This window comes from Actinomadura nitritigenes, from assembly GCF_017573545.1.
GTDB classification, from domain to species: domain Bacteria; phylum Actinomycetota; class Actinomycetes; order Streptosporangiales; family Streptosporangiaceae; genus Spirillospora; species Spirillospora nitritigenes.
Map to the genome: position 1 here is coordinate 110,896 of NZ_JAGEOK010000016.1, position 25,216 is coordinate 136,111.

The window sequence follows — 25,216 nt, forward strand, 5'->3', positions numbered from 1 at the left end:
GGCGGCGGACCGTGATGGGGGGCGTGACCGTGGACGAAAGGGACCGGCGGGACGAGCGGCCGCACGAGCCGCACGAGCCGGAGCGGGGCCTCGCCGAGCGCGCCGACCGGGCCGCGGCCGAGCGCCTGGAAGAGCTGTGGAACGGGCTCGCGCCCGTCGCCGGCGGCGCCGCGCGCCTCGCCGCCACCGCCGGCGAACCCGTCCGGCGCGTCGCCCGCGACGCCGCGTCCCTCGCCGCCGCCCGCATCGTCGAGCAGATGGCCAGCACCCCGGTGATGCGGGCCGTGGAGAAGGCCGCCCGCGACGCCGCCGTCAAGGCCGCGTCGGCCGCCGCGGAGAAGGCCGTCCGGGAGGCCCGCGCCGCCGCCGAGGCCAACCCCGCCACCGCGCCCGCCGTCGAGGCCGCCACCGCCGCGATGACCCTCGCCGAGCAGGCCGCCCGGCACCCCATGGCGATCGCCGCGCGCCGCCTCGCCGCCCGCAGCCCCCTGGCACGCGCCGCCACCGCCACCGCGCTGGACATGGCGGGCCGCACCATGACCACCGCCGCGGCCTCGCCCGCCGTGCAGGCCGCCACCCGCGCCGTCGTGGACGCCGCGATCGACGCCGTCGCCGACGCGGCCGTCGACGCCGCGCTGGTCGCCGGCCGCGACATCGTCGGGCGCGTCGTCCGGGAGACCGCCCGCGAGACCGCCCGGGACCTGGCCGCCGCGCTGCGCGACCGCGCCCGCGGCTCCGCCGAGCTCAACGCGATCGCCGCCGAGCTCACCCCGATCGCCGGCGCCGCCGCCGACGCCGGCCGCGACCTGGCCGAGCGCACCGGCGCCCGCGACGCCGCCCGCTCCGCCGGCGGGCTGCTGGCCGCCGCCGCGGGCGGCGCGTTCGCCCGCACCGCCCGCGACCTGGCCGTCCGCGCCGCCACGCAGGCCGCCACCGCCGCGATCGAGCTGGTCATGGCCGAACTGCTCCGCGAAGCACTGAAGATCGCGATGAAGGACGTGCTGCGCGACATGGTCCTGGACGTCGCCCGCGACGTCGTCGTGGACGTGGCCCGCACCACCTGGACCACCGCCGCCCGCCCCACACCCGCACCCGGTCCCGGCTCCGGCCCTGGATCCGTCGTCGTCCGCGTCACCGCCGAGACCGTCGTCACCGAGACCGTCACCGAGACCGTCACCGAGACCGTCACCGAGACCGTCACCGCCGACACCGCTGGAATCCCCGGCGCCGGCGAGGCGCACCGCGACCCCTGGGCCGACGCCACCGATGACGTTCGCGGCGACGATCGCGGCGACGCCGGCGGCGCCCCGCCCCGCTGAAGGCCTGCTCAGAACTTTCTGAAAGATCGATGAGAAACGCCCGTCCGCGGCCGGAGCCCTCACCGGCGGTGTTTACGGTGAGTGCATGGAGCCCGGCACCCCGCAGGCGGCACCCGCCGCACGGATACTGATCGTCGACGACGAGCCCGCCGTCCGCGAATCGCTGTCCAGCAGCCTGGAATTCGAGGGCTACCGGGTCGCCGAGGCCGCCGACGGCGCCATGGCCCTGGAACGCGTCCAGGCCGACCGCCCCGACCTGGTCGTGCTGGACGTGCTCATGCCCCGCATGGACGGCCTGACCACCTGCCGGCGGCTGCGCGCCCTCGGCGCCACCATGCCGGTGCTGATGCTCACCGCCCGCGACATGGTCGGCGACCGGGTCACCGGCCTGGACGCCGGCGCCGACGACTACCTCGCCAAGCCCTTCGAGCTGGACGAGCTGCTGGCGCGGGTACGGGCCCTGCTGCGCCGCAGCGCGATGAACGCCGACACCGGCGGCGACGCCCGCCGCGAGGACGTCCTGGCCTTCGACGACCTGCGGATGGACACCCTCACCCGCGAGGTCGCCCGCGCCGGCAGGCCCCTGTCGCTCACCCGCACCGAGTACATGCTGCTGGAGATGTTCCTGACCCACCCCCGCCAGGTCCTCACCCGCGAGCAGATCCTGGAGACCGTCTGGGGGTTCGACTTCGAACCCGCCTCCAACTCCCTCGACGTGTACGTGATGTACCTGCGGCGCAAGACCGAGGCCGGCGGGATGCCGCGGCTCGTGCACACCGTCCGCGGCGTCGGCTACGTCCTGCGGACGGCGGCGTCCCCGTGACAGCCGGGCGGCGCCCCGGCGCGACGCGCGCGCCCAAGCGCCCGCCGGTGACGCGGCGGCTGACGCTGCGCGCCCGCATGGCGCTGCTCACCGCCGTCGCCGTCGCGCTCGCCGTCGCCGTCTGCGCCGCCGCCGGCTGGTACCTCACCCGCAACCAGCTCTACCGCGAGCTGGACCGCCGGCTCGGCGCCGCCGACGTCGGCGGCCCGCCCGGCTCCGAGGGCCCCGGCGCGCCCGGCGGCGGGCCCGGCCGCGGCGTCCAGCGGATGCTGGGCCGGCAGATCGAGGCCGCGCTGCTCGACTGCCGCTCCAGCAGCAGCACCAGCACCAGCGACGGCCGGGGGTTCGGCCCCTACGAGATCGTCCAGGTGGTCAATGCGCAGGGGCGGCCCTGCACGGTCCCCGACGCCGGGTCGCTGAAGGTCACCGCCGCCGACGCCGCCGTCGCCCGCGGCGACAGCGACCGCGCCCTGCACGACGGCACCGGCGTCAGCCCCGGCGGCAAGACCGTGGACGTGCGGATCCTCACCTTCCCCGCGCGCGCCGCCGACGGCACCCCGATCGCGCTGTCGGTCGCGCTGTCCCTGGACGAGGTGGAGGGGCCGCTGGACAACCTCGCGCTGCTGCTGGTCGCCGTCACCGCCCTCGGAGTGCTGGTGTCCGCCGGCGCCGGCCTCATGATCGCCCGCGCGTCGCTGCGCCCCGTCGACGAGCTGACCGGCGCCGTCGAGCACATCGCCCGCACCGAGGACCTCGGCACCCGCATCCCCGCCGAGGGCACCGACGAGATCGCCCGGCTCAGCCGCTCCTTCAACGCCATGACCGGCGCCCTGGCCGCCTCCCGGGAACGGCAGCAGCAGCTGATCGCCGACGCCGGGCACGAGCTGCGCACCCCCCTCACCAGCCTGCGCACCAACATCGACCTGCTGCTGCGCGCCGAGGCGACCGGCCGCGACCTGCCCGCCGCCGCCCGCCACAACCTCCTCGTCAGCGTCAAGGCGCAGATGCAGGAGCTGTCCAGCCTGGTGGGGGACCTGCTGGAACTCGCCCGGCCCGACGAGGCCGAACCCGTCCTGGAGACCGTCGCGCTGCACGACGTCGTGGACCGCGCCGTCGAACGCGCCCGGCTGCGCGGCCCCGGCCTGACCGTGCAGGCCGACACCGAACCCTGGTACGTCCAGGGCGACCCCGCCTCGCTGGAACGCGCCGTGGTGAACCTGCTGGACAACGCCGTGAAGTTCTCCCCACCCGCCGGGACCGTCACCGTCCGGCTCGCCGGCGGCGAGCTGACCGTCCGCGACCACGGCCCCGGCATCCCCGCCGCCGACCTCCCGCACGTGTTCGAGCGGTTCTGGCGGTCCCCGTCGGCGCGCAGCCTCCCCGGCTCCGGGCTGGGCCTGTCGATCGTCGCCCGCGTCGTCGCCGAGATGGGCGGCACCGTCGACCTCGGACCCGCCGAGGGCGGCGGCGCCCTGGCCCGCCTCCGACTCCCGGGCACCGGCGCACCCCGCGACTGACCACCCGCGCCAAAGGGACCGGTGCGCGCCCCGCGGGTTTCTCATACCGCGTTAATCAACGGCTCAGGGGCTTCCCACACCCGCACCCGAACCTCGGTCCCATGAGTCACCTTGTCACCGAACGAGGCACGCCCGCCGCGCCGCCCCCGCCCGTGCACGACCACGGCGGGCGGGGCAGGCTGGTCGAGGTGGTCATCCCCGTCTACAACGAGGAACGCGTCCTCGCCGCGAGCGTGCGGCGGCTGCACGCCTACCTGGCCGACACCTTCCCCTACCCGTTCCGCATCACCATCGCCGACAACGCCAGCACCGACGGCACCTGGCGCGCCGCCCGGGAACTGATGGCGCGGCTGGAGCACGTCCACGCCGTCCACCTGGACCTGAAGGGGCGGGGACGCGCCCTGCGGCACGTGTGGGGCACCAGCGACGCCGACGTCGTCGCCTACATGGACGTGGACCTGTCCACCGACCTGGACGCGTTCCTGCCGCTGGTCGCGCCGCTGATCTCCGGGCACAGCGACCTGGCGATCGGGTCCCGGCTCACCCGCGGGTCCGCCGTCGTGCGCGGCCCCCGCCGCGAGGTCATCTCCCGCTGCTACAACCTGCTGCTGCGCACCACCCTCGCCGCCCGCTTCTCCGACGCCCAGTGCGGCTTCAAAGCCGCCCGCACCGAGATCGTGCAGGCGCTGCTGCCGTCGGTGGAGGACGAGGAGTGGTTCTTCGACACCGAGCTGCTGCTGCTCGCCGAACGCAACGGGCTGCGCATCCACGAGGTCCCCGTCGACTGGGTCGACGACCCCGACTCCCGCGTCGACGTCGTCCGCACCGCCCGCGACGACCTGCGCGGCATGGCCCGCGTCGCCCGCCGCATGCTCACCGGCGCGTTCCGCGCCCCCGTCGGCGGCCGCCGCGCCCCCGCCGCGAAGGACGCGCTGCCCGCCGGGATGGCGCGGCAACTGCCCGCCTTCGCCGTCATCGGCGCCATCAGCACCGTCGCGCAGCTCGTCCTGTTCGTGCTGCTGCGGCTGGCGATGGGCCCGCTGTGGGCGAACGCGCTGTCCCTGATCATCACCACCGTCGGCAACACCGCCGCCAACCGCCGCTTCACCTTCGGCGTCACCGGCACCGGCCGCGCCCTGCGCCAGCAGCTCGAAGGCGGCCTGGCGTTCCTGCTCGGCCTCGCGCTGTCCACCGGCGGGCTGGCGCTGCTGCACGCCGCCGCGCCCGGCGCGTCCCGCGCCGTCGAGGTCGGCGCGCTCGTCGCCGCCAACGCCGTCGCCACCCTGGTGCGGTTCCTGCTGATGCGCGCCTGGATCTTCCACCCCCGCCGCCTGGGGCACCGCGAGGAAGGCGCCGGCTCCCCGCACGCCGGCGACCCGCGCACCGCCCTCCGCACCGACGTCACGATCTCCCGGGACGGCCGCGCGCCGGCCGCCGGGGAGACCGGAGGAAACCTGTCATGACCCAGACGCTCCCCGCGCCGCCCACCGGAACCGCGGCCCCCGCGCCCCGCGGCAGGATCCGCCGGATCCTGCTCGGCGGCCCCGGCGACCCCGCCTGGTCGCGCCCCGCGCTGTGGGCGGTGCTGGCCCTCGCCGCCGCCCTGTACGCCTGGGACCTCACCTCCGGCGGCAACGCCAACAGCTACTACTCCGCCGCCGTCAAGAGCGGCACCCAGAGCTGGAAGGCGTTCTTCTTCGGCTCCCTGGACGCCGGCAACTACATCACCGTCGACAAACCGCCGATGGCGCTGTGGGCGCAGGAGCTGTTCGCCCGCGTCATCGGGTTCGGCACCCCCGCCCTGCTGCTCCCGCAGGTCCTCGAGGGCGTCGCCGCCGTGGCGATCCTGCACGCCACGGTGCGCCGCGCGTTCGGGCACCCCGCCGCGCTCATCGCCGCCGCCGTGCTGGCCCTCACCCCGATCACCGTCGCGATCAACCGCGACAACAACCCCGACACGCTGCTGGTGCTGCTGCTGGTCGCCGCCGCGTGGGCGTGCCAGCGCGCCGTCGAGACGGGGCGGCTGCGGCCCCTGCTGCTGTCGGCGTTCCTGGTCGGCTGCGGCTTCAACACCAAGATGCTGCAGGCGTTCCTGGTCGTCCCCGCGTTCGCGCTGGTCTACCTGATCGCGGGACGCCCGGGGATCGTGCGGCGCCTCGGGCACCTGGTCGCCGCCGGCGCCGTCCTGGCGGTGTCGTCGTCCTGGTGGATGCTGATCGTCGACGCCGTCCCCGCGGGCAGCCGGCCCTACATCGGAGGCAGCACCGACGGCACCGTCTGGGACCTGGTCATCGGCTACAACGGCCTCGGCCGCGTCTTCGGCGAGAACAGCGGACCCGGCGGGGGACGCGGCGGACCCGGCGGCGGCGCCTCCTTCGGCGGCCAGGCCGGCGCCGGACGGCTGTTCAACGACATCGTCGGCGGCCAGATCTCCTGGCTGATCCCGTTCGCCGTGATCGCGCTGATCGCCTGCCTGGTGCTGCTGTGGAAGCGGCCCCGCACCGACCTCGCCCGCGCCGCGCTGCTGCTGTGGGGCGGATGGCTGGCCGTCCACTACGTCATCTTCAGCTTCGCCGAAGGCACCTTCCACCCCTACTACACCACCGCCCTGGCACCCGCGATCGCCGCGCTGACCGGCGCGGGCGCCGTCCTGCTGTTCCGCGCGGACCACGGCGAGGCCCGCTGGGGCCGGGTGCGGCCGCTGGTGGGGGCGGTCGCGATCGCCGTGACCGGAGCGTGGGCGTTCGTCCTGCTGGACCGCACCCCGTCCTGGCATCCCTGGCTGCGCTGGACGATCGTCGCCGCGACCGCGGCGTCCATCGCCGCGCTGCTGCTGGGCCGCCTCGTGCGCCGCGCCGGAACCCGCGCCCTCGTGGCCGGGACCGCCCTCGCCGCCGTCGCGACCCTCGCCGGACCGGGCGCGTACGCGGTGTCGGCGGCGTCCACCGCCTCCAACGGCACCAACCCGCAGGCCGGACCGGCCACCGGATTCGGCGGTCCCGGAGGCATGCGCGGAGGACCCGGCGGCATGCCCGGCGGGTTCAGGGGCGGCTTCCCCGGCGGTCAGATGCCCGGCGGCGCGCCGGGCGGCGCTCCCGGCGGTCAGATGCCGGGCGCCGCGCCCGGCGGGCAGACCTCCGCGGGCCAGGGCTCCCGCTCGGACAGCGGGCAGATGCCGTGGACGCGCGGCGACCGCTCCCAGCGGTCCGGCGGCGCACGCGGCGGGTTCGGCGGCGGCCCCGGCGGCGAGGCCAGCACTCAGATGATCTCCTACCTGGAGAGGAACCAGGGGAGCGCGACCTGGCTGGTGGCGGTCTCCAGCGCCCAGTCCGCGAGCTCGATCATCCTCAGCACCGGACGTCCCGTCATCGCGATGGGCGGCTTCACCGGCTCCGACCCCGCGATGACCGTCGCCAAGCTGCAGAAGTACGTCAAGGACGGCAAGCTGCGCTACATCATGCTCGGCGGCGGCATGGGCCCCGGCGGCGGGAACTCCTCCGTCACCGCCTGGGTGCAGAAGAACGGCACCCTGGTCGACCCCTCCGAATACGGCGGCACCACGTCGTCCGGCACCTCGTCCGGAACCGCGCAGTCGGGCACCTCGCAGTCCGGTTCCGCGTCGTCCGGCTCCACCGGCGCCCAGCTGTACAAGCTGGGCTGACCCCTGGGACATCCCACGATGACCTCCACGATCCAGGCCTCCCCGCCCGCCCACCGCACCCCGGACGGGTGGGGAGGCCGTCCCCGCCGGGTCCTGCGCCGCCTGTGGCGCGGACCCGCCGCCGACCCCGCCTGGGCGCGGCCCGCCCTGCTCGTCCTGCTCGCCGCGACCGCCGTGCTGTACCTGTGGGGCCTCGGCGCGTCCGGATGGGCCAACGCGTTCTACTCCGCCGCCGTCCAGGCCGGCGCCACCAGCTGGAAGGCGTTCTTCTTCGGCTCCTCCGACGCCGCCAACGCCATCACCGTCGACAAGACGCCCGCCGCGCTGTGGCCGATGGAGATCGCCGCGCGGATCTTCGGGGTGAACTCCTGGAGCATCCTGGTCCCGCAGGCGCTGATCGGCGTCGCCACCGTCGCGACGCTGTACGCGGCGGTCCGGCGCCGGTTCCCCGCCTGGGCGGGGCTGCTGGCCGGGGCGGCGCTCGCCCTCACCCCGGTCGCCGCGCTGATGTTCCGGTTCAACAACCCCGACGCGCTGCTGGTGCTGCTGCTGACCGCCGGCGCCTACGCCACGCTCCGCGCCCAGGAGAACGCGAGCACCCGCTGGCTGCTGGCCGCCGCCGCGTTCGTCGGCACCGGGTTCCTGGCCAAGATGCTGCAGGCGTTCCTGGTCGTGCCGGTGTTCGCGCTGGTGTACCTCGCCACCGCGCCCGCACCCGTCCGGCGGCGGCTGTGGCAACTGGTCCTCGCCGGCGCCGCCCTGGTGGCGTCGGCCGGCTGGTGGGTGCTCGCCGTCGCGCTGGTGCCCGCCTCGTCCCGCCCCTACATCGGCGGATCCCAGCACGACTCCGTCCTGGAACTGGCGCTCGGCTACAACGGGATCGGCCGCCTCAACGGCGACGAGACCGGCGGCCTGGGCAACCTCAACCAGGACGCCGGCGTCGGCCGGATGTTCGGCGCCGCGATCGGCGGCCAGATCTCCTGGCTGCTGCCCGCGGCGCTGCTCCTGCTCGCCGCCGGCCTGTGGGCCACCCGCCGCGCGCCCCGCACCGACCCGGCCCGCGCCGCGCTGCTGGTGTGGGGCGGGTGGCTGCTGCTCACCGGCGCCGTCTTCAGCGAGATGCAGGGCATCTTCCACGAGTACTACACCGTCGCGCTCGCCCCCGCCGTCGCCGCCCTGGCCGGCATCGGCGCCGCGCTGCTGTGGGAGCGGCGCCGCACCACCGAGGGCGCCGCGTTCCTGTCGGTGACGGTCGCCGTCACCGCCGTGTGGGCGTACGTGCTGCTGGGCCGCAGCCCCGGCTGGCACCCCTGGCTCGGCCCGGCGATCGTCGTGGCCGGGCTGGTCGCGGCCGCCGCGCTCGCCGGGGTCCGGCTGCTGCGCGGCCCGCTGCTGGCCGCCGTGCTGGTCCTGGCGGTCGCCGCGTCCCTCGCAGGACCCGCCGCGTACGCGGTGGAGACGGCAGGCACCCCCCACACCGGGGCGATCGTCACCGCCGGTCCCCGCACATCCGGCGGCTTCGGGCCCGGACGCGGCGGACCGGGCGGGGCACCGGGCGGCGGGCGCGGCCCCGGCCGTGCAGGCGGCGGCTGGAACCGCGGCCAGGGGTTCGCGCCGCCGCAGGGCGGGCAGCCCGGCGCCGGCGTCCCCGGAGGCGGATCCGCCGGCCAGGGAAACGGGCAGCGCAACGGGCAGGGCGCTTCCCAGGGCACGGCGCCCGGCGGGTTCGGCGGCGCCGGCGGCGGCCCGGGCGGCCTGCTGAACGCCGGAACGCCCAGCGCGCAGGTCACCGCCGCGCTCAAGGCCGGCGCCGAGTCCTCCACCTGGGCGGCGGCCGCGGTCGGGTCCAACACCGCCGCCGGCTACCAGCTCGCCAGCGGCGAGCCGGTCATGGCGGTCGGCGGCTTCAACGGCACCGACCCCGCTCCCACCCTCGCGCGGTTCCAGCGGCTCGTCCGCCAGGGCAGGATCCACTACTTCGTCGGCGGCGGGATGACGATGGGCCGCGGCGGGAGCAGCGGCAGCGACGACGCCCAGGAGATCAGCGAATGGGTCGCGGCGAACTTCACGGCCGCGTCCGTCGGAGGCGTCACCCTGTACGACCTGTCGACCGGCGCGTCCGGAACGGCGTGACCCGCGGGCCGGTGGATCGCGTGACCCGCGCCGCAAGGGCCCGCGGGTTCCGTGATGTACTCGGAAAGGAGACCGCAGCGACCCGACGACAGGGAGTGATCACCGATGGCCGACACGCTCGACGACGCCGCCGTCGCCGACCGCCTGCGCGACCTGCCCGCCTGGAGCCGGCACGGCGACGAGATCCGCCGGGAGGTGAAGGCGCCGTCGTTCCCGGAGGGGATCGCGGTGGTCGACGAGGTCGCCAGGGCCGCCGAGGACGCCGACCACCACCCCGACATCGACATCCGGTGGCGGACCCTGACGTTCGCGCTGTCCACCCACAGCGCCGGCGGCCTGACCGGCAAGGACTTCGACCTCGCCGCGGTGATCGACCGGATCGCCGCCCGGCACGGCGCCGAGTAGCCGGCCGTGGCCGTCCAGGTGGCGGTGTGCGGCCCGGCCGAGTGCACCGAACGGGACTGGGACCGCGCCCACGAGACCGGCCGGCTGCTCGCCGGCCGCGGCGCGGTGCTGATCTGCGGCGGGCACGGCGGCGTCATGGCCGCCGCCGCGGCCGGCGCCCGCTCGGCCGGCGGGACCGTGGTCGGGGTGCTGCCCGCCGCCGACCGGTCCGCCGCCGGCCCCGACCTGACGGTCGTGCTGCCGACCGGCCTCGGCCAGGCCCGCAACAACGTGATCGTCAACGCCGCCGACGCCGTCATCGTCGTCGGCGGGTCCTGGGGGACGCTGTCGGAGCTGGCGCTGGCGATGCGCGCCGGGCGGGCCCCGGTCGTGCAGCTCGGCGGCTGGCTGGTCCACGACGAGGACGGCCGGCCCGTCGCCGGGATCGTGCACGCCACCGACCCCGCCGACGCCCTCCGGGCCACCGGCCTGTGGGACTGACCCGCCCAGGCCCGCGCGGGCCCGGCCCGCGCCCGCCCGAGGCGGGTCAGTGGACGGAGAAGCCGCCGTCCACGAAGATCGCCTGCCCGGTGACGTAGGACGCCGACGGCGACGCCAGGAACACCGCCGCGCCCGCGAAGTCCTCGGCCAGGCCGTTGCGGCCGGTCATCGTCCGCGCGGCGAGCGCCTCCACCCGCGCCGGGTCGTCCTGCAGCCGCGCGTTCAACGGCGTCAGGACGAAGCCCGGGACGAGGGTGTTGGCGGTGACGCCCCGCGCCGACCACGCCTCCGCCTGCGAGCGGGCCAGCGCGACCAGCCCCGCCTTCGACACCCCGTAGGCGCCGCTGGTGACGAACGCCCGGAACGCCTGCTGCGAGGCGATGTGGATCAGCCGCCCGTACCCGCGCTCGGCCATCCCCGGCCCGAACCGCTGCCCGAGCAGGAACGGGGCGTCCAGGTTCACCGCCATCGTCGCGTCCCACACGTCCTCGCCGAGCTCGTCCATCGGTGGCCGCAGGTTGATCCCGGCCGCGTTGACCAGCACGTCGGGCTCGCCGAACGGCTCCGCCATGGCCCGCGCCGCCCCCGCGACGCCGTCGCGGGACCCGAGGTCGGCGCTCACCCATGCCGCCCGGCACCCGTGCGACTCCAGCTCCCGGACGGTGCCGGCGAGTTCGGGCTCGCGCCGCGCGACCACGACGACGGACGCGCCCGCCCGCGCCAGCGCGACCGCGATGGCCCGCCCGATCCCCGAGCTGCCGCCGGTCACCACGGCCGTCCTGCCCTCCAGCGAGAACAGCCCGGACAGGTACGACGCCGTTTGATCGATCATGTACGGAAGCCTACGGGGTGGCGGGCGCCGGCGGTGGGCTCAAGGCGCGAGGCGGTGGGCCAGCCAGGCGAGGGCCTGCGGGTGGCGGTACTCGATCGCCATATGGCCCGCCTCGAAGAGCTCGAACCGCACGGTGTCCTCGGGCACGCCCGCCTGCCGCACCGCTTCGCGGAAGGCCAGGGCGCCGAGGTCGAGGAACCACTCGTCGCGGGTCCCCGCGTCGATCCAGATCGCGCGCATGGACCGCAGCGCCTCGGCGTGCGCGGGCGCCATCCGGACGGGGTCCCAGCGTAGCCAGCGCTCCCAGACCTCGGGCCGCAGCGCCCCGGTGACGGGGTCGAACGGCAGCAGCGGCGTGCCGTCGGCGTCCGGCGAGAAGCACGCCGACACCGCGAGGATCTCCAGCAGCCGCAGGTCCTCCTCCTTGGTGAAGGCGACGCGGGAGCGGAAGTCGCGCCACCAGGCGAAGATGTCGCCGTCGTAGGCGCGCAGATGCCGGACGGCCCGCAGGAAGTGCGGGATGTACTGGGCCTCGGACAGGGCGTCGCCCGAGTGGGTAGCGAACGCGCCGAACAGGTCGGGGCGCAGCATCGAGGTGACCATGGCGCCGAGCCCTCCGCTGGACTTGCCCGCGACCGCGCGGTGGTCGCGGTCGGCGAGCGTCCGGTAGCGGGCGTCGACCCACGGGACGACCTCCTCGCACAGGTAGGAGTGGTAGGGGCCGGTTCCGGCGGAGTCGACGTACTGGCTGCCGCCGTAGGTGGTCCAGGCGTCCACGAACACCAGGATCATCGGCGGCGCCTCACCGCGGGCGAACAGCGCGTCGGTGGCGACGGGCACCGAGGTGCGGAAGGCGCCGGGCTGGTTGCTCCAGGCCGGGAGCGTGCCGGCGAAGCCGAGCAGCATGTAGACGGCCAGGTAGCGGCGATCGGGCTCGTCGTCGTAGCCGGGGGGCGTGTACACCCACAGCGGCCTGCTGTGCGGGTCCCCGAGGGGGTTGCCGCGCAGCAGCCGGCTGTCGATGGTGCGTTCGTCGATCCGGCCGGCGAATCCGGGGGGCCACAGGGGCATGGGGGAGTCCTCACTCTCTGTTATTACGAAAACATACTATCTGAAAAGATAGTATCTTTGCGGTGTGGAGGACTCGATCGACCGGCACATCGCCTACTGGTCCCGGGAACTGGCGGACCTCGACCCCGACGTCGAGGGCGCGATCACCCGGATGCAGACCCTCGTCGCGCTCCTGCGGCGGCGCCGCGAGGCCGCGCTCAAGGCGCGCCGCCTCAAAGGCTGGGAGTACGACGTCCTCTGGCGGCTCCGCTCCGCCGGACCGCCCTACCAGGCCACGCCCACCTGGCTCGCCCAGGCGCTGGACGCCCACCCCGCCACCCTCACCAGCAGGCTCGACCGGCTGGAGGAATCGGGGTATCTCACCCGCGCGCACGACCCGTCCGACCGGCGGCGCCTCCTGGTCGCGCTCACCGACAAGGGCCATGCCGCGTGGGAGGCCACCATCGGCGACCAGGCCGCCGCCGAGCACGCGCTGCTCGCACCCCTGACCGGCGACGAGCTCGCGCAGCTCTCCGCCCTGCTCCGCAAGGTCGCCGCGGCCGCCGAGGCCGAGGGACCGCCGCTGATGCCGCCCGTCGAACGCCCCTGACCCCACCGCGGCGCGGGACGCGGGTCAAGAGGGGCAGGGGTGGTCAGAAGGTGGTCAGGAGGTCAGGAGCCGGGCGCGCAGCGCCGCGATGGTCGCGTCGCTGAGGCCCAGGCCCTTGTGGACGTAGCCGTCGAAGCCCCCGTAGACGTTGTCGACCTCGTGGAACGCCTCGTCCAGCCACGACGACTCCACCGCGTCCGGCCGGCCGAGGTAGGTGTTGCTGGCCAGATAGTCCTGGTAGACCGTCGCCTTCGGGACGCCGAGGAGCGTCAGCAGCACCGCCGCGCCCCAGCCGGTGCGGTCCTTGCCGGCGGTGCAGTGGAACACCGTCGCGCCCGGGTTGGCCGCGATGGACGTCAGCAGGTCGCGGTAGGCGCGGCTCGCGCCGCTGAAGTCCACCATGAACGGGTAGGCGATCGACTGCCCGATGTCGGACGACCCGGTGATCAGGCCCATCAGGAACCCGTACAGCAGGCTGCCCAGCGCCGGGTCGGCGAAGGAGATGCCGTGCGTCAGGTCCTCCACGTCGGCGACCTTGTAGGCGATCCCTGCGGGCAGCCGGTCCGGGTCGTCCGAGCGCTCCTTGGCGTTGCGCAGGTCCACGTCCAGGGTGATCCCGAGGCTCAGCAGCGTCTGCTGGTCGGCGTCCGACAGGTTCGCCAGCGAGTTGGACCGGTAGACGACACCGCTGCGGACGTGATGGCCGTCGGCGGTCGCGTAGCCGCCCAGGTCGCGGAAGTTGGCGGCCGTCGCCAGCCGCGGCGCCGCGGAGAGCGACGCGGCGGCCGGCGCGGAGGCGGCGGGCGCCCGCGCGGGGACGTCCGCCAGGGCGGGGGGCGCGGTCAGCGCGCAGGCCAGCAGCGCGGTGCCGAGCAGGACTCCGGACGTGCGGGGGGTGCGCATGGCGGTCCTCGAAGGGCGGGGGAGAGGGGGACGCCCGTCATCATGCAGGCCCGCCCGACGGCGATGAACTGGTGAGCCCTCAAAACTTCCCGGCGATCATTGTGCGGGGCGACAACGGGCGCCGCCCGGCCCGTCCCTAAGGTGGGGGCATGGCTCCTTCGATCGCCACCGCGAACCGCGTCGAACGCTCCGAACTGCTGGAATTCCTGCGGCCCCGGCACCGCGCGCTGATCGCCACCACGCGCGCCGACGGCCGCCCGCAGCTGTCACCGGTCACCTGCGGCGTCGACGGCGAGGGACGCGTCGTGGTGTCCACCTACCCCGAGCGCGTCAAGGCCCGCAACGCCCGCCGCGACCCGCGGGTGTCGCTGTGCGTGCTGTCCGACGACTGGGACGGCCCCTACGTGCAGGTCGACGGCACCGCCGAGGTCCTCGACATGCCCGACGCCGCCGACGCCCTGGTCGACTACTACCGCTGCATCGCCGGCGAGCACCCCGACTGGGACGAGTACCGCGAGGCGATGCGACGCCAGGACAAGTCCCTCATCCGCGTCACCATCGACCGCTGGGGCCCGATCGCGACCGGCGGCTTCCCCGCCCGCCTCGCCCCCACCGACTGACCACCGGCCCGCGCGTGCCCGGACCGCCTTCCTGACGAACTGTGGAGCTTCCGCTTCCCCGGCGCCGAGGAGACCACGCAGCTCGGCTCGCCGATGGCCGTCGCCGGCGGACGCGTCTACACCCTGACCAGCGACCACGGCGGCGAGATCGTCGACCACGTCAACGTCAACGACGCCCGGACCGGGGCACTGCTGGCCCGGGTGCCGCCCGCGCTTCCCCGCCCCGATCACCTGTACGGCATCCGCACCGCCGCCGACGGCGTCCTGGTCCTCACCGACGACCTCGCCCCCACCCCGACCCCGAACAAGACCGTCGTGCTCGGCGACGGCTGACGGCCGTCGCCCACCGGCCCCGTCAGCTCGCGACGGCGCGCTCGGCCTCGCGAGCGGGCGCGGCGAGGGAGCGGCGCAGGAACTCGGCGGTGACCGAACCCGTCGCGTCCGCCAGCGCCGCCGGGGTGCCCTCGAACACCACGCGGCCGCCGCGCCGGCCGCCGCCCGGCCCGAGGTCCACCACCCAGTCGGCGTGCTTGACCACCGCCAGGTCGTGCTCGACGACGATGACGGTGTTCCCGGCGTCCACCAGCCGGTCCAGCAGCGCCAGCAGCCCGGCGACGTCGTCGGTGTGCAGGCCGGTCGTCGGCTCGTCCAACAGGTACAGCTGGCCGGTGCGGTGCAGCCGCGCCGCCAGCTTCACCCGCTGCCGCTCCCCGCCCGACAGCGACGACAGCGAGCGGCCGAGCGCCATGTGGCCCAGCCCGACGTCGACGAGCGCGCGCAGCCGCGCGGCGATCGTCCGCTCGGCCGGGTCGTCGCCGGTGAAGAGCCCGAGGGCCTGCTCGGCGGGCGTCTCCAGCACGTCGGCGATGGAGCGTCCCCGCAGCGTGTGGGCCAGCACGTCGGGGCGGTAGCGGCGCCCGCCGCACGCCTCGCACCGCACCGTGACCGGGTCCATGAACGCCAGGTCGGTGCGGATGACGCCGGCGCCGTCGCACTCCGGGCACGCGCCCGCCGAGTTGTGGCTGAACAGCGCGGCGTCCACCCCGTTCGCGCGGGCGAACAGGCGGCGCAGCGGGTCCATCGCGCCGAGGAACGTGGCGGGGCTGGAGCGCCGCGACCCGGTGATCGCCGACTGGTCCACCACCACGGCGTGCTCGTGTCGGGCCGCGAACTCGCCCATCACCAGGCTACTCTTGCCCGACCCTGCCACGCCCGTCACCGCCGTCAGCACACCGGCCGGGAACCGCACGGTGACGTCGTCGAGATTGTGGGTGTTCGCGCCCGTCACCGCCAGCCACCCCGACGGCTCCCGGAACGCCTTCTTCACCGGGACGACGCGGCGCATCGCCCGCCCGGTCGCGGTGCCGGCGTCGCGGAGCCCGGCGACGGTCCCGGTGAACACCACCTCGCCGCCGTGCGCACCGGCACCGGGACCCATGTCGACGACGTGGTCGGCGGCACCGACCACGTCCGGGTCGTGCTCGACCACCAGCACGGTGTTGCCCTTGTCGCGCAGCCGCCGCAGCAGCGCGATCAGCCGGTCCACGTCGCGCGGGTGCAGCCCGGCGCTCGGCTCGTCGAACACGTAGGTCATCCCCGCCAGGCTCGACCCGAGATGCCGGACGACCTTCAGCCGCTGCGCCTCCCCGCCCGACAGCGTGCGGGTCTCCCGGTCCAGGCTGAGGTAACCGAGGCCGATGTCCTCCAGCCGCCGCAGCCGCGCGACCGCCGCCCCCGCGACGGTGCCGGCGACCGGACCGGTGACGCCCTCCAGCACCGCGATCAGGTCGCCGATCTCCAGCGCGCACATCTCGGGGAGCGTCCGCCCGGCGACCCGGGACGCGCGCGCCGCCGCGTTCAGCCGGGCGCCGCCGCACTCGGCGCAGGCGTCCTCGCGGACGACCCGCCGCGCCGCCTCCCGCACCGTCCCCTTCAGGGTGTCCAGGTCCCGCTTGATGTACAGGCGGTCGAACCGCTCGACGAGGCCCTCGTAGGCGTTGGTGCCGAGCGACCCGGTCCGGTTCAGCCGCTTCACCCGGAAGCCCTTGCCGTGCAGGAGCAGGTCCCACTCCTCGGCGGTGAAGTCGCGCAGCGGCTTGTCCGGGTCGAACAGGCCCGACTCGGCGTACAGCTGCCACACGAACGTGCCGACGCCGAACGGCGGGAAGTTCACCGCGCCCTCGTTGAGGGTCTTCTCCTTGTCGAGGAAGCGGTCCAGGTCGACGCGGGTGACGCGGCCGAGCCCCTCGCACTCCGGGCACATGCCGCGCGGGTCGTTGAAGGAGTAGGCGGACGCCTCGCCCGCGCTGGGGGTGCCGTGCCGGGAGAACAGCACCCGCAGCACCGGGCTGATCTCCGACGCCGTCCCGACCGTGGAGCGCGCGCCGCCACCGATGGGCCGCTGGTCCACGACCACGGCCGGGGCGAGGTTCTCGATCGCGTCGGCGTCGGGCCGCTCGTGCTTGGGCATCCGGTCGCGGGCGAACCAGCCGAACGTCTCGGCCAGCTGCCGCCGCGCCTCCACCGCGACGGTCCCGAACACCAGCGACGACTTGCCCGACCCCGACACCCCGGTGACCACCACCAGGCGTCCCTTGGGGATGCGCAGCGAGACGTCCTTGAGGTTGTTCTCCCGTGCCCTGCGGATGATGATGTCGTCCCCGTTCATGCCGGCCACGCTATGCAGCAATGAGGTCGGGAACGGTCCTCATTTGAGGGGCATACTGGCGGCATGTCCTCGGCGCGACTGCTGCAACTGCTGTCCCTCCTGCAGACCCGCCGCGAATGGACGGGCCCGGAGCTGAGCGAGCGGCTCGGCGTGACGGTCCGCACCGTCCGCCGCGACGTCGAGCGCCTGCGCGACCTCGGCTACCCGGTGCACGCCACGCTCGGCAAGGTCGGCGGGTACCGGCTGGAGGCGGGCACGGCGCTGCCGCCGCTGCTGCTGGACGACGAGGAGGCCGTCGCGATCGCGGTCGGGCTGCGCGGCGCCGCCGGGGGAGCGGTCGAGGGCATCGGCGAGGCGTCGGTGCGGGCACTGGCCAAGCTGGAGCAGATCCTGCCCGCCCGGCTGCGCCGCCGCGTCAACGCCCTGCACACCGCCACCACCCCGCTGACCGGGCCGCCCGCCGGGCCCGCCGTGGACCCCGAGACCCTCACCGTGCTGGCCGCCGCGAGCCGCGACCGCGAGCGGATCCGGTTCGCCTACCGCGACGGCGGCGGCGCCGAGACCTCCCGCCTCGCCGACCCGCACGGGCTGGTGTCGGCCGGGCGCCGCTGGTACCTGGTCGCCTTCGACACCGGCCGCGGCGACTGGCGGACGTTCCGCGTCGACCGCGTCGCCCGCCCGCACCCCACCGGCGTCCGCTGCCCGCCCCGCGACCTGCCCGCCGCCGACGCCGCCGCGTTCGTCACCCGCTCCCTGGCCCGCTCGCGGCCGGTGCGGCCGGCGGTGCTGACCGTGCACGCCTCCGCCGAGGAGCTGATCGACCGGTTCCGCGTCACCGGCGACGAGGTCGAACCGGTCGACGAGCGCACCTGCGTGCTGCGCACCGCGCCCGACTCGCTGGAGTACACCGCGCTGCGCATCGCCTACCTCGACCTGGACTTCGAGGTCGTCGAACCGCCGGAGCTCGCCGAGCGGCTCGCCGCCGTCGGCGCCCGCCTCACGCGCGCCGCCGGCCCGGGCCTCGCCCGGCGGCGTCCTCGCGGCGGGCGCTCTGACGCTCGACGATCTCCCGGTACATCCGCTTGAGCGCGGTATAGGCGTCGGCGCCGAGGGCCTCGGCGTGCCCGCGTTCGATCGCCTCCAGGATCGCGTCGGAACGGGTCATCTGGTCCAGGCCCGCGCGGTCGGCACGACGAGCTTCGCGCGCCGGTCGCTCGGGTCGGGGCGCCGCTCGACGCACCCGAGGTCCTCCAGCTCGTCCAGGACGTTCCCGACGACCTGCTTGTGCTGCCCGGACCGGCGCGCCAGCTCGGTCGCGCGGCTGCCCTCGGGGTCCAGGTAGGCGAGCACCACGCCGTGCTGCGGGCGCAGGTCCGGGTGCCCCTGCCCGGCCTCCTCGGGCGGCGTCGGCAACGCCCGCGGCCTGGCGAAGATGGACCTGGTCACCGGGGAACGCGACCACTTCCTGCTCGGCTTCGAGGCGCAGGGCGTCCGCTACCCGTTCCTCAGCCCGGACGCCTTCGGGCACAGCGGCGCCGACGGCGCCCAGTCGGTCGCCGACCCCCGCAGCGGCGTCGCCTACTCCTACACCCGCCGCCGCTTCTCCTACGGCGGCGGTGGCGGCGCCCCGGAGAACCACGCGCTGGCTGCCGCCGTGGTCCGCGCGGCGTCGCGGCGGCGCGGCGGACGATCTTCTTCGGGTACCTGACAGGAGATGTCAGTCTCTCCTGGAAGGCTGGACAGCATCGACCTTGAACGACCAGGGAGTACATGCATGTCCGGTATCGCCGAATTCATCGCCGTCAACATCGACTGCCCGGAACCGCCGAAGCTCGCGGCGTTCTACGCGGCCCTCACCGGCGGCGAGGTCACCTACGACACCCCCGAGGCGGCGGCCGTCGCCCTGCCCGGCGGGCAGAACCTCTACTTCCAGGGCGTCGCGGACCACAAGGCGCCGACGTGGCCGACCGGGGAGCGCCCCCAGCAGTACCACCTCGACTTCTACGTCGACGACCTCGACAAGGCCGAGGCGCAGGTCGCCGAGCTGGGCGGCGGCAAGCCGGACTTCCAGCCGGGCGGCGACCGCTGGCGGGTGCTGACCGACCCGGCCGGGCACCCGTTCTGCGCCTGCCTGCGCAGCCAGTAGCAGGGGCGGCGGCCCGGCGCGTCTCAGGCCGGCAGGACGCGCACGGGCAGGCCACCGCGAGGCCGCATCGCGGTGACGCTGGTCGGCGTCGCCGCGGACGACACCAGCCGCAGCCGGGGCCCGCGCAGCAGGCAGGCGAGCATCGTCTTGAGCTCCACGGTCGCCAGCGTCGAGCCGATGCAGCGGTGCGGCCCGCCGCCGAACGGCAGGAACGTCGACGGGGTCGTCGGGCGGTGCAGGTCCGAGCCCGGGATCCAGCGCTCGGGCCGGAACCGCCCCGCCTGCGGCCACACCTCCGGCATCCGGTGGGTGACGTAGGGGGAGTACAGCACCATCGCGCCCGCCGGGATCCGGTGCCCGGCGTAGGAGAAGTCCTCCACCGGGACGCGGGCGCTCAGCACCGCCGGCGGGAACAGCCGCAGCGTCTCCTGCACCACCCCGTCCAGGTACGGCAGCCGCGGCAGGTCGGCGGCCTCCGGCGGACGGTCGCCGAGCACCTCGGCGACCTCCCGGCGGCCCCGCTCGGCCGCGTCCGGATGCGTCAGCAGCGCGTACACCGCCCACGCCATCGCCGCGCTGGTGGTGTCGTAGCCGGCCGAGATCAGGCTGATGACCTGGTCCTGCAGCTCCTGCCGGGTGAGGCCGGCGCCGTCGTCGTCGCGGGCCGCCATCAGCATGCCGAGCACGTCGTCGTGCTCGCCGCCCTCGCGGCGCCGCCGCTCGATCTCCTCGTCCACCCGGCGGGCGACCGCCGCGCGGGAGGCGGTGACGCGCCGCCAGTACGGGTTGGGCAGCGCCCGCAGCATCATCTGCGCCACGAAGTTGCGGTCGATGCCGGCCAGCGCGACCTGCAGGCCGCGGCCGATGACCTCGGCGTCGGCGGCGAGCCGGTCGCCGAACAGCACCTCCACGGTGCTGCGGCGGATGACGCCGCGCAGCTCGGCGTAGGCGTCGAGCGTGCGGCCGGGCGTCCAGGACGCCAGCGCGGCGTCGGTGTTGGCGGCGATGCGGGCGACGTACCCGTCGACGCGGCGGTGGTGGAACGCCGGCTGGACGAGGCGGCGCCGCCGGCGGTGGTCGGCGCCGTCGCTGACGATCAGCGCGGTCTCCCCGTTCACCGGTACCAGCAGGTCGAACGCCTCCCGCCAGCGGAACAGCCCGGAGTTGGCGAACACGAACGCGTTGGCGTCCGGGCCGAACAGGTGCACGAACGGCCTGCGGCGCGTCCCGACGGCCACGACCGGGCCGTGCTCGGCGTACAGCCGCAGCAGGCTCGCGCACGGGTTCATGGCGAACCCGACGCCGTGTCGGGCGGTCACCCTCGGGGAGGGGGCCATCGTCGCGGCCGGGGTCATCGTCGCGGATCCCACGCGCCCACTATCCCACGCCCGCCGCGCCCGCCGCGCCCGCCGGGGCGGACGCCCCCGGTCGGCGCCACCACCGGCCCGGTGCGAGGATGGGACGCGTGACGGACGAGACCGAAACGCGGGGAACGGCGGCCTGGCACGGGAGGATCGAGCACGTCCCAGGGTCGCAGGTGCGTTCCGACACCGCCCAGACATCCGGGATGCGCCGGTTCGAGGCGATCTCCGGCACGACCGTGGGCTCGGAGCGGCTGTGGATGGGCCGCACCCACGTCCCGCCGGCGACCAGCTCCGGCGACCACCACCACGGCGAGGCCGAGACGGCGATCTACGTGGTGTCGGGCCATCCGGTGTTCGTGTTCGCCGAGGAGGACCGGGAGGTCCGGGTGGAGACCGCGCCCGGCGACTACGTGTTCGTCCCGCCCTACGTCCCGCACCGCGAGGAGAACCCGTCCGGCGACGAGGAGGCGGTCGTGGTGATCGCCCGCAGCACGCAGGAGGGCATCGTGGTCAACCTGCCGAGCCTGTGGGCCCCGCGGCCGCAGGACGGGTGAGCGCGGTGCCCGCCGGACCCCCGGAGCCGGGCGGCCACCGCCCGAAACCCGGCACGCAGACCGTGGACCGGTCGGTCGCGGTGCTGCGCACCTTCGAGGACGCCGCCCGCCAGACCCCCACCGAGATCGCGCACCGGCTGGGCCTGTCGGTGAGCACCGCCCACCGCATCGTGCACGCGCTGCACGCCACCGGCATGCTCGGCCGCGACCCGCAGACCGAGCGGTACTTCCTCGGCCCCACCGCCGCGATCCTCGGGCGGCTGGCGCTGGAGCGGATGGGCACCACCCTGCTGCAGCCGGAGCTGACCGCGCTGCGCGACGGGACCGGCGAGGCCGTCAGCCTCGGCGTCCGCGCCGGCGACGAGGTCGCGGTGCTGCTGCACCTGCCCTCCACGCACCCGCTGCGCTACGACCAGCCGCCCGGCGACCGCAACCCCATCCACACCTGCGCGATGGGCAAGACGCTGCTGGCGTTCGGGGACGACCAGGTCGCGATGGACGAGCCGTACCGGCGGTTCACCCCGTCCACGCTCACCACCCGCGCGGAGCTGGAGGCCGAGCTGGCGCGGATCCGCGAACGCGGCTACTCCGTCAACGACGAGGAGCGCCTCGCCGGGGTCCGCGCGGTGGCGGCGCCGGTCCGCGACGGCGCGGGCCGCACGTTCGCGGCGGTCGCGCTGCAAGGCCCGTCGGTGCGGTTCGGCGACGACCGGATGCCGGAGCTGACCGAGGCGGTGCTGAAGGCGGCGACGCGCCTCACCGACCTGCACCGCCACCTGTCCTGACCGCGTCCTTCACATCGTCCGCGCCCTCCGCGCCGCCCGCCTCGACCGTGCCGGCCCCGCCGGCCCCGCCGGCCCCGCCGCCCGTCGTGCCGGGCGGGGCGACCGCGGCGAGCTCGTCCAGCAGCGCGGCGACCGCGGGCGGGCGCGGCCCCGCCGGCACGAGCGCGGCGATGCGCCGCCTGCCGAGATCGGGCGCCGGCGGGACGGTCACGCCCGGCTCGGAGTGCAGCCCGAGCGCCAGTCCCGGCAGCGCGGTGACCGCGAGGCCGTGCGCGACGAGCCGCTGCACGGCGACATGGTCGTCGGTGGCGAACGCGATCCGCGGCACGAACCCGGCGCGCCCGCACGCCCACGTCAGGTGCTCGCGGCAGCGCGCGCAGCCCGACGCCCACGTCTCCTCCGCCAGGTCCGCCAGCCGGACGGGCCCGGCGGCGAGCGGATGAGCGGAGGGCAGCGCGATGCGGATCGGGTCGCGGCACAGCTCCACCTCCCGGAACCGCGAGTCGCGGTCGGGCGGCAGGTGCTCGTGGTTGAACACCACCGCCACGTCGGCCTCGCCCGCGCGCAGCGCCGCGAGCGCCTGCGGCGGTTCGGCGTCCATCAGGGTGACGGCGACGCCGGGGGCCCGGGCGCGCAGGCCCGCGAGCGCGGCGGGCAGCAGCGCCGCCGCCGCGGTCGGGAACACCGCGATCCGCACCCGCCCGGCGCGCAGCCCGGCGATCGCGGCGATCTGCTCCTCGGCGTCGCCCATCCGGGCCAGGACGTCCTCGACGTGCTCCACCAGGATCCGGCCGGCCTCGGTGAGCCGGACGCCGCGCCCGTGCCGCACCACCAGCGGCGTGCCGACCTCCGCCTCCAGCCGGGCGATGTGGTGCGACACCGCCGGCTGGGTGTAGGCGAGGGACCGCGCGGCGGCCGTCATCGAGCCGAGGCGGGCGACTTCCCGCAGGATCCGGCCGCGGTGCAGGTCGAGCATCCCCGCAAGATATCAACCGTGCTTATGGGTCACCCAGAGAACCGCACTTTGTCCTATGGGTGCCGGGTGCACGACCATCGGGACATGACCCTTTCCGTGCAGGACGCGCAGCGGGAGTTCACCGCGGGCGTTGCCTTCCTCAACACCGCCACCTACGGACTGCCGCCGCGCGCCGCGCACGAGGCGATGCTGGCCTCCGAGCGGGACCGCGCCGCCGGCCTGCTGGTGCCGACCGACCTCGACGAGGCCGTCGCCCGGTCCCGCGAGGCGTTCGCGCGGCTGGTCGGGCTGCCCGCGAGCCGCGTCGCCGTCGGCTCGCAGGCGTCCTACCACGTCGGGCTGGTCGCGGCGGCGCTGCCCGCCGGCGCCCGCGTCCTGGTCGCCGAGGGCGACTTCACCTCGCTGCTGTTCCCGTTCCTGGCCCGCCCCGACCTGGCGGTGCGGGAGGTGCCGCTGGAACGCGTCGCCGAGGAGACCGGACCGGACGTCGACGTGGTCGCCGTGTCGGCGGTGCAGTCGGCCGACGGCCGCATCGCCCCCATGGACGACCTGATCGCCGCGGCACGCGCGCACGGCGCGCGGATCCTGCTGGACGCCACGCAGGCCGCCGGATGGCTGCCGCTGCCCGCCGGCGACGTCGACTGGCTGGTGTGCTCGGGCTACAAGTGGCTGCTCGGCCCGCGCGGCACCTCCTTCCTCGCCGGGACCGAGGAGGCCCTCTCCGCGCTGCCGCCGGTCGGCGCGGGCTGGTACGCCGGCGCCGACGTCTGGGACTCCATCTACGGGACGCCGCTGCGGCTGGCGTCCGACGCGCGCCGCCTGGACCTGTCGCCGGCCTGGCAGTGCTGGGCCGGGCACGCCCCCGCCCTGGAGCTGGTCGAGCGGGTCGGCGTCGCCGCGATCCACGACCACGACGTGGCGCTGGCGCGCCGCTTCCAGACCGCGCTCGGCCTCGAGCCGAGCGACTCGGCGATCGTGTCGGTGCCCGTCACCGCCGGCACCGCCGACCTGCTGCGCGCCAACGGCGTGATCGCCTCCGTGCGCGCCGGGCGGCTTCGCTGCGCGTTCCACCTGTCCACCACCGAGGCCGACGTCGACAAGGCCGCAGACCTGCTCGCCGACCGCATCGCCGCCTGACCGCCCCCGCCGGCGGCGTGGCGGCGGCAGAGCCGGAGGCGGCGCGGAAATTCGCAGATCTTACAAGTCTCGAACAAGGTGCCTTGACCGGCGCCTTCACGCCGGATCCGGCCGCCGCCGCGGCCTACCGTTCCTCGGCATGGACGTACTGCTCACCGGATCGGCCGGTTTCATCGGTTCGCACGTCGCCGAGGCGCTCACCGCCGCGGGCCACCGGGTCCGCGGACTGGACCTGCGGCCCGACGGCCTCGCCCCCTCCGGCGGGCCGGGAGGCACCGCCGACGTCCGCGACGCGGCCGCCGTGGCGCGGCGGCTGCGGGGCGCGGACGCCGTCTGCCACCAGGCCGCCAAGGTCGGCCTCGGCGTGGACGTGTCCGACCTGCCGGACTACGCGTCGGTGAACGTGCACGGCACCGCGGTGCTGCTGGCGGAGATGGCCCGCGCCGGGGTCGGCACGCTGGTGCTGGCCTCCTCGATGGTCGTCTACGGGGAGGGCGCCTACACCTGCGGGACGCACGGCCCGGTGCGTCCGGCGCCGCGCCCGGAGGAGGCGCTGCGCGCCGGGCGGTTCGAACCGGACTGCCCCGAGTGCGGGCGCCCCCTCGCGCCCGGCACCGTCGCCGAGGACGCCGCGCTCGACCCCCGCAACGTCTACGCCGACACCAAGCTCGCGCAGGAGCACCTGGCGGCGTCGTGGGCGCGCGCGACCGGCGGCGCGGCCGCGGCGCTGCGCTACCACAACGTGTACGGGCCGAGGATGCCGCGCGACACCCCCTACGCGGGCGTCGCGGCGATCTTCCGGTCGCGGCTGATGAACGGCGAGGCGCCGCTGGTGTTCGAGGACGGCGGGCAGCGCCGCGACTTCGTCCACGTCCGCGACGTCGCCCGCGCCAACGTGCTCGCCCTGGAGCGGCTCGCGGACGGCCCGCCCGAGCCGGGCGGGCTGCGCGCCTACAACATCGCCAGCGGCGAGCCCCGCACCATCGGCGACATGGCGCACGCGCTCGCCGGCGCGTTCGGCGGCCCGCCGCCGCGCGTCACCGGCGGTCACCGGCTCGGGGACGTCCGCCACATCGTCGCCCGGCCCGACCGCGCCCGCCGCGAGCTGGGGTTCGGCGCGGCGGTCGAATTCGGCGAGGGCATGGCCGAGTTCGCCCGTGCCGCGGCGGAGCCCGCCGGGGACGCCGCGGAGCCGGCCCGGCGGCCCGTCACCAGTTCGTAAGGGTCGCGGAC

25 protein-coding genes are annotated in these 25,216 nt (G+C 75.6%); 18 read left to right on the forward strand and 7 right to left on the reverse strand.

Annotation, left to right across the window (positions count from 1 at the left end; all coding sequences use genetic code 11):
• Nucleotides 1-23: 23 nt before the first annotated feature.
• From J4557_RS25260 to J4557_RS25295, 8 genes are all read left to right on the forward strand, one after another.
• Entirely contained in the window at nt 24-1,319 is a 1,296-nt protein-coding gene (locus tag J4557_RS25260) for a hypothetical protein (RefSeq protein ID WP_208269212.1), read from the forward strand.
• 85 nt (nt 1,320-1,404) lie between these two features.
• Entirely contained in the window at nt 1,405-2,142 is a 738-nt protein-coding gene (locus J4557_RS25265; RefSeq protein ID WP_208269213.1) for a response regulator transcription factor, read from the forward strand.
• Nucleotides 2,139-3,659, forward strand: a complete 1,521-nt coding sequence (locus J4557_RS25270) for a sensor histidine kinase (RefSeq protein WP_307800193.1) — start codon at nt 2,139-2,141, stop codon at nt 3,657-3,659. Before J4557_RS25265 ends, J4557_RS25270 begins: the two co-directional genes overlap by 4 nt.
• A gap of 101 nt (nt 3,660-3,760) precedes the next feature.
• The gene (locus J4557_RS25275; RefSeq protein ID WP_208269214.1) at nt 3,761-5,122 is read left to right on the forward strand and encodes a bifunctional glycosyltransferase family 2/GtrA family protein; all 1,362 of its coding nucleotides are present in this window, start codon (nt 3,761-3,763) and stop codon (nt 5,120-5,122) included.
• Entirely contained in the window at nt 5,119-7,320 is a 2,202-nt protein-coding gene (locus J4557_RS25280; protein ID WP_243776312.1) for a glycosyltransferase family 39 protein, read from the forward strand. Before J4557_RS25275 ends, J4557_RS25280 begins: the two co-directional genes overlap by 4 nt.
• 18 nt (nt 7,321-7,338) lie before the next feature.
• Nucleotides 7,339-9,453 carry a glycosyltransferase family 39 protein gene (locus J4557_RS25285; RefSeq protein ID WP_208269215.1) on the forward strand — a complete coding sequence of 705 codons (2,115 nt, stop codon included), beginning with the start codon at nt 7,339-7,341 and terminating at the stop codon, nt 9,451-9,453.
• 105 nt (nt 9,454-9,558) lie between these two features.
• The gene (locus J4557_RS25290; protein WP_208269216.1) at nt 9,559-9,858 is read left to right on the forward strand and encodes a 4a-hydroxytetrahydrobiopterin dehydratase; all 300 of its coding nucleotides are present in this window, start codon (nt 9,559-9,561) and stop codon (nt 9,856-9,858) included.
• A 6-nt stretch (nt 9,859-9,864) separates the two neighbouring features.
• Nucleotides 9,865-10,338, forward strand: coding sequence for a TIGR00725 family protein (locus tag J4557_RS25295; protein ID WP_208269217.1), 474 nt, complete (start codon nt 9,865-9,867; stop codon nt 10,336-10,338).
• Between the two features lie 46 nt (nt 10,339-10,384).
• Here the strand turns inward: J4557_RS25295 and J4557_RS25300 are convergent, their stop codons facing one another.
• Both J4557_RS25300 and J4557_RS25305 read right to left on the reverse strand, forming a co-directional pair.
• Nucleotides 10,385-11,170 (reverse strand): SDR family NAD(P)-dependent oxidoreductase, encoded by a 786-nt coding sequence (locus J4557_RS25300; RefSeq protein ID WP_208269218.1) that lies wholly within the window; start codon nt 11,168-11,170, stop codon nt 10,385-10,387.
• A 39-nt stretch (nt 11,171-11,209) separates the two neighbouring features.
• Entirely contained in the window at nt 11,210-12,241 is a 1,032-nt protein-coding gene (locus tag J4557_RS25305; RefSeq protein WP_208269219.1) for an alpha/beta hydrolase, read from the reverse strand.
• Between the two features lie 64 nt (nt 12,242-12,305).
• On the opposite strand from J4557_RS25305, the gene J4557_RS25310 reads away from it, so the two are divergent.
• Nucleotides 12,306-12,830: a MarR family winged helix-turn-helix transcriptional regulator gene (locus J4557_RS25310; protein ID WP_208269220.1), complete on the forward strand. Its 525-nt coding sequence runs from the start codon at nt 12,306-12,308 to the stop codon at nt 12,828-12,830.
• Nucleotides 12,831-12,884: 54 nt separating this feature from the next.
• Here J4557_RS25310 and J4557_RS25315 read toward each other — a convergent pair whose 3' ends face one another.
• Nucleotides 12,885-13,733, reverse strand: a complete 849-nt coding sequence (locus J4557_RS25315) for a tyrosine-protein phosphatase (protein ID WP_208269221.1) — start codon at nt 13,731-13,733, stop codon at nt 12,885-12,887.
• 149 nt (nt 13,734-13,882) lie between these two features.
• Here J4557_RS25315 and J4557_RS25320 point away from each other — a divergent pair, with 149 nt between their 5' ends.
• Entirely contained in the window at nt 13,883-14,353 is a 471-nt protein-coding gene (locus tag J4557_RS25320; RefSeq protein WP_208269222.1) for a PPOX class F420-dependent oxidoreductase, read from the forward strand.
• Nucleotides 14,354-14,446: 93 nt separating this feature from the next.
• A complete protein-coding gene (locus J4557_RS25325) occupies nt 14,447-14,686 on the forward strand; it encodes a hypothetical protein (RefSeq protein ID WP_208269223.1) in 240 nt (79 codons plus the stop codon).
• Between the two features lie 22 nt (nt 14,687-14,708).
• Here the strand turns inward: J4557_RS25325 and J4557_RS25330 are convergent, their stop codons facing one another.
• Nucleotides 14,709-17,021 carry an ATP-binding cassette domain-containing protein gene (locus J4557_RS25330; protein ID WP_208269224.1) on the reverse strand — a complete coding sequence of 771 codons (2,313 nt, stop codon included), beginning with the start codon at nt 17,019-17,021 and terminating at the stop codon, nt 14,709-14,711.
• Nucleotides 17,022-17,084: 63 nt separating this feature from the next.
• On the opposite strand from J4557_RS25330, the gene J4557_RS25335 reads away from it, so the two are divergent.
• A complete protein-coding gene (locus tag J4557_RS25335; protein ID WP_208269225.1) occupies nt 17,085-18,107 on the forward strand; it encodes a helix-turn-helix transcriptional regulator in 1,023 nt (340 codons plus the stop codon).
• A gap of 75 nt (nt 18,108-18,182) precedes the next feature.
• Here the strand turns inward: J4557_RS25335 and J4557_RS49835 are convergent, their stop codons facing one another.
• Entirely contained in the window at nt 18,183-18,467 is a 285-nt protein-coding gene (locus tag J4557_RS49835) for a MarR family winged helix-turn-helix transcriptional regulator (protein WP_307800194.1), read from the reverse strand.
• Between J4557_RS49835 and J4557_RS25345 the strand changes: the two genes are divergently transcribed.
• Complete coding sequence (locus J4557_RS25345) at nt 18,454-18,729, forward strand: hypothetical protein (RefSeq protein WP_208269226.1); 276 nt, start codon at nt 18,454-18,456, stop codon at nt 18,727-18,729. The two genes, J4557_RS49835 and J4557_RS25345, sit on opposite strands and share 14 nt — an antisense overlap.
• A gap of 66 nt (nt 18,730-18,795) precedes the next feature.
• Nucleotides 18,796-19,167 (forward strand): VOC family protein, encoded by a 372-nt coding sequence (locus J4557_RS25350; protein WP_208269227.1) that lies wholly within the window; start codon nt 18,796-18,798, stop codon nt 19,165-19,167.
• 23 nt (nt 19,168-19,190) lie between these two features.
• Here J4557_RS25350 and J4557_RS25355 read toward each other — a convergent pair whose 3' ends face one another.
• Nucleotides 19,191-20,537, reverse strand: coding sequence for a cytochrome P450 (locus J4557_RS25355; RefSeq protein WP_307800195.1), 1,347 nt, complete (start codon nt 20,535-20,537; stop codon nt 19,191-19,193).
• 95 nt (nt 20,538-20,632) lie between these two features.
• Here J4557_RS25355 and J4557_RS49840 point away from each other — a divergent pair, with 95 nt between their 5' ends.
• Both J4557_RS49840 and J4557_RS25365 read left to right on the forward strand, forming a co-directional pair.
• A complete protein-coding gene (locus tag J4557_RS49840) occupies nt 20,633-21,085 on the forward strand; it encodes a cupin domain-containing protein (protein ID WP_307800196.1) in 453 nt (150 codons plus the stop codon).
• A 5-nt stretch (nt 21,086-21,090) separates the two neighbouring features.
• Nucleotides 21,091-21,870, forward strand: coding sequence for an IclR family transcriptional regulator (locus tag J4557_RS25365; RefSeq protein ID WP_208269229.1), 780 nt, complete (start codon nt 21,091-21,093; stop codon nt 21,868-21,870).
• Here J4557_RS25365 and J4557_RS25370 read toward each other — a convergent pair.
• Nucleotides 21,842-22,846 (reverse strand): LysR family transcriptional regulator, encoded by a 1,005-nt coding sequence (locus J4557_RS25370; protein WP_208269230.1) that lies wholly within the window; start codon nt 22,844-22,846, stop codon nt 21,842-21,844. The two genes, J4557_RS25365 and J4557_RS25370, sit on opposite strands and share 29 nt — an antisense overlap.
• An 84-nt stretch (nt 22,847-22,930) precedes the next feature.
• Between J4557_RS25370 and J4557_RS25375 the strand changes: the two genes are divergently transcribed.
• Together J4557_RS25375 and J4557_RS25380 are read left to right on the forward strand one after the other, a co-directional pair.
• Nucleotides 22,931-23,983 carry an aminotransferase class V-fold PLP-dependent enzyme gene (locus tag J4557_RS25375; protein ID WP_208269231.1) on the forward strand — a complete coding sequence of 351 codons (1,053 nt, stop codon included), beginning with the start codon at nt 22,931-22,933 and terminating at the stop codon, nt 23,981-23,983.
• A 139-nt stretch (nt 23,984-24,122) separates the two neighbouring features.
• Complete coding sequence (locus tag J4557_RS25380; RefSeq protein WP_208269232.1) at nt 24,123-25,205, forward strand: NAD-dependent epimerase/dehydratase family protein; 1,083 nt, start codon at nt 24,123-24,125, stop codon at nt 25,203-25,205.
• Nucleotides 25,206-25,216 lie beyond the last annotated feature (11 nt).

Coding starts and splice junctions, on each gene's coding strand:
- J4557_RS25325 (WP_208269223.1), top strand. CDS start 14,447: ATGGCCGTCGCCGGCGGACGCGTCTACACCCTGACCAGCGACCACGGC.
- J4557_RS25335 (WP_208269225.1), top strand. CDS start 17,085: ATGTCCTCGGCGCGACTGCTGCAACTGCTGTCCCTCCTGCAGACCCGC.
- J4557_RS25285 (WP_208269215.1), top strand. CDS start 7,339: ATGACCTCCACGATCCAGGCCTCCCCGCCCGCCCACCGCACCCCGGAC.
- J4557_RS25370 (WP_208269230.1), bottom strand. CDS start 22,846: ATGCTCGACCTGCACCGCGGCCGGATCCTGCGGGAAGTCGCCCGCCTC.
- J4557_RS25315 (WP_208269221.1), bottom strand. CDS start 13,733: ATGCGCACCCCCCGCACGTCCGGAGTCCTGCTCGGCACCGCGCTGCTG.
- J4557_RS25280 (WP_243776312.1), top strand. CDS start 5,119: ATGACCCAGACGCTCCCCGCGCCGCCCACCGGAACCGCGGCCCCCGCG.
- J4557_RS25380 (WP_208269232.1), top strand. CDS start 24,123: ATGGACGTACTGCTCACCGGATCGGCCGGTTTCATCGGTTCGCACGTC.
- J4557_RS25275 (WP_208269214.1), top strand. CDS start 3,761: ATGAGTCACCTTGTCACCGAACGAGGCACGCCCGCCGCGCCGCCCCCG.
- J4557_RS25305 (WP_208269219.1), bottom strand. CDS start 12,241: ATGCCCCTGTGGCCCCCCGGATTCGCCGGCCGGATCGACGAACGCACC.
- J4557_RS25330 (WP_208269224.1), bottom strand. CDS start 17,021: ATGAACGGGGACGACATCATCATCCGCAGGGCACGGGAGAACAACCTC.
- J4557_RS25350 (WP_208269227.1), top strand. CDS start 18,796: ATGTCCGGTATCGCCGAATTCATCGCCGTCAACATCGACTGCCCGGAA.
- J4557_RS25375 (WP_208269231.1), top strand. CDS start 22,931: ATGACCCTTTCCGTGCAGGACGCGCAGCGGGAGTTCACCGCGGGCGTT.
- J4557_RS25265 (WP_208269213.1), top strand. CDS start 1,405: ATGGAGCCCGGCACCCCGCAGGCGGCACCCGCCGCACGGATACTGATC.
- J4557_RS25300 (WP_208269218.1), bottom strand. CDS start 11,170: ATGATCGATCAAACGGCGTCGTACCTGTCCGGGCTGTTCTCGCTGGAG.
- J4557_RS25320 (WP_208269222.1), top strand. CDS start 13,883: ATGGCTCCTTCGATCGCCACCGCGAACCGCGTCGAACGCTCCGAACTG.
- J4557_RS25290 (WP_208269216.1), top strand. CDS start 9,559: ATGGCCGACACGCTCGACGACGCCGCCGTCGCCGACCGCCTGCGCGAC.
- J4557_RS25345 (WP_208269226.1), top strand. CDS start 18,454: ATGGACCTGGTCACCGGGGAACGCGACCACTTCCTGCTCGGCTTCGAG.